This window comes from uncultured Shimia sp. (assembly GCF_947498095.1).
Classification (GTDB): domain Bacteria; phylum Pseudomonadota; class Alphaproteobacteria; order Rhodobacterales; family Rhodobacteraceae; genus Shimia.
Window position 1 is genome coordinate 1 of sequence record NZ_CANMJE010000034.1, and the last position, 2,950, is coordinate 2,950.

Annotated in this window: 2 protein-coding genes; both read left to right on the forward strand. The window is 61.9% G+C overall.

The window, feature by feature from the left end:
• The coding region (gene xsc / locus Q0932_RS20425) for a sulfoacetaldehyde acetyltransferase (protein WP_299357093.1) at nt 1–1,779 on the forward strand (1,779 nt) is incomplete at its 5' end.
• 109 nt (nt 1,780–1,888) lie between these two features.
• Nucleotides 1,889–2,929, forward strand: coding sequence for a YeiH family protein (locus Q0932_RS20430; protein ID WP_299357096.1), 1,041 nt, complete (start codon nt 1,889–1,891; stop codon nt 2,927–2,929).
• The last annotated feature ends 21 nt before the right edge of the window (nt 2,930–2,950 follow it).

A 2,950-nucleotide genomic window follows, 5' to 3' on the forward strand; every position in this document is an offset into this window, starting at 1 on the left:
ATGAAGATGACGACCGAAGAAGCTTTTGTAAAAGTTTTGCAGATGCATGGTATTGACCATGCATTTGGGATTATCGGGTCGGCGATGATGCCGATTTCGGATTTGTTTCCAGCGGCGGGGATCAAGTTTTTTGACTGTGCGCATGAGTGCAACGCCGGGATGATGGCGGATGGCTTCACCCGCGCGTCGGGCAATATGTCGATGATGGTGGCCCAGAACGGCCCCGGCATCACCAGCCTCGTGACCCCGATCAAGACCGCCTATTGGAACCACACGCCGCTGTTGGTTGTGACGCCTCAGGCCGCCAACAAGACCCTCGGTCAGGGTGGGTTCCAGGAAGTGGAACAAATGGCGCTCTTGGAAGACATGGTCGCCTATCAGGAAGAAGTGCGCGACCCGACCCGCATGGCCGAAGTTCTGAACCGCGTGATCCTGCAGGCCAAGCGCGCCTCGGCGCCGGCGCAGATCAACATCCCACGGGATTACTGGACCCAGGTGATCGACATCGATCTGCCGGCCATTGTTGAGTTTGAACGCCCCGCAGGCGGCGCGCAGGCGGTGACGGAAGCGGCCAAGCTGCTGTCAGAGGCCAAGTTCCCGGTGATCCTGAACGGCGCAGGCGTGGTTCTGGGCGATGCGATCGGCGACTCGATGGCGCTGGCCGAGCGTCTGGATGCGCCGGTCTGCGTGGGTTACCAGCACAACGACGCCTTCCCCGGCTCGCACCCGCTGTTTGCCGGGCCTCTGGGCTATAACGGCTCCAAGGCCGGGATGGAGTTGATCTCCAAGGCCGACGTCGTTCTGGCACTGGGCACGCGTCTGAACCCGTTCTCGACCCTGCCGGGCTATGGCATTGATTACTGGCCGTCCGAGGCCAAGATCATCCAGGTCGACATCAACCCGGACCGCATTGGCCTGACCAAGCCGGTCTCGGTCGGCATCGTTGGCGACGCCAAGCAGGTGGCGCAGGGCATCCTGTCGCAACTGGCCGACAGTGCCGGTGACGCGGGCCGTTCAGACCGCAAAGAGCTGATCTCCAAGACCAAGTCGGCCTGGGCCCAGGCGCTGACCTCGATGGACCACGAAGACGACGATCCGGGCACCACCTGGAACGAGCGTGCCCGTGGCCGCGAGCCGGAAAAGATGAGCCCCCGTATGGCATGGCGTGCGATTCAGGCCGCGCTGCCGAAAGAGGCAATCATCAGTTCCGACATCGGCAACAACTGTGCCATCGGCAACGCCTATCCGACCTTTGAAGACACCCGCAAATACCTGGCCCCCGGCCTGTTTGGTCCCTGTGGATACGGCTTCCCGGCCATCTGCGGCGCCAAGATCGCCTGTCCGGACACACCGGTTGTCGGCTTTGCCGGTGACGGCGCCTTTGGCATCTCGATGAACGAGATGGTGTCGGTGCAGCGCGATGACTGGCCAGCCATCACCATGGTGATCTTCCGCAACTACCAGTGGGGCGCGGAAAAGCGCAACACGACGCTGTGGTTTGACGACAACTTTGTCGGCACCGAGCTCTCGACCGAGGTCAGCTATGCGGGCATCGCCAAGGCCTGTGGCGTCGAAGGCGTGGCCGTCACCTCGATGGAAGAGCTGACGGATGAGCTGAACAAGGCGGTCACCCGCCAGATGAAAGAGGGCAAGACCACTTTCATCGAAGTTCTCTTGAACCAGGAACTGGGTGAACCCTTCCGCCGCGACGCGATGAAGAAGCCGGTCTCGGTTGCGGGCATTGATGCCGCGGATATGCGCAAGAACAGCGCTGCTTAACTCCCCTGTCGGGGCGCCTCTTCTCCCTCTTTTGTGCGCCCCGATCTTTCCGTGCCTCTCCGCCCGTCGGAGAGGCACATCTGTTCCAAAGCAAAGTAAGGCTGAACCGATGTCGGGTTTGAATGTTTCTGCGCTGTCGCCGCAGGGTGTGCGTGCTTTTGTCGGACGCAATGGTCATGGGATTCTGGTCTCTGCGGTGATCGCGGCGGCCGCACAGTTCCTGTCGGAACATTATGGCGCCCCGGCCATGCTGATGGCGCTCTTGCTGGGCATCGCGTTCCACTTTCTGGCCGAGGATGACGCCGGGGGCTGCAAGGCGGGGATCGAGTTCACGGCCCGCACGGTGCTGCGTCTGGGCGTGGCGCTTCTGGGCGCACGGATCTCGGTTGAACTGATGGTGGGCCTTGGCCCCAAGCTGATCGCCGTGGTGGTGCTGGCGGTGATCCTGACCATCCTGTTCGGCCTCTTGGGCGCGCGCCTTCTCGGGCGTGGCTGGCGCTTTGGCCTGTTGACCGGTGGGTCGGTGGCCATTTGCGGCGCTTCGGCGGCGATGGCGATTGCCGCTGTCCTGCCCAAGAACGAACAGTCCGAGCGCAACCTGATCTTTACCGTGCTCTCGGTCACCGTTCTGTCGACCCTCGCGATGATCGTCTATCCGATCCTGACCGACACATTCGCCTTTAACGATGAGGTCTCGGGCGTGTTCCTCGGCGGCACCATCCACGACGTCGCACAGGTGGTTGGCGCCGGGTTCTCGGTCTCAGAGCAGACCGGTGAAGTGGCCACCATGGTCAAGCTGATCCGCGTTGCCATGCTGGCGCCCGTGGTGCTGGTGATCTCGGTGCTGGTGCGCCGCATGAGCGAAGAGGGCCCCAAAGGTGACAGCCGCCCGCCGATCCTGCCGACCTTTGTCGTGGGCTTCCTGATCTTTGCCACGCTGAACTCACTGGGCTTGATCCCCAAAGTCGTCGTCGAGGCCATGTCCAGCCTCAGCCGCTGGGCGCTGTTGGTCTCCATCGCCGCCGTCGGCATGAAAACATCCCTCAAACGCATCCTCGACGTCGGCGGACAAGCCATCGCCCTCATCGTCGCAGAAACCATCTTCATCGCTGCATTCGTCCTCTTCGGTGTCATCATCCTAGGACACTAAAAACTACCAAACATCCCCAAT

Bases quoted from the DNA above. Each gene is read 5' to 3' on its own strand.
- Q0932_RS20430 (WP_299357096.1), top strand. From the start codon at position 1,889: ATGTCGGGTTTGAATGTTTCTGCGCTGTCGCCGCAGGGTGTGCGTGCT.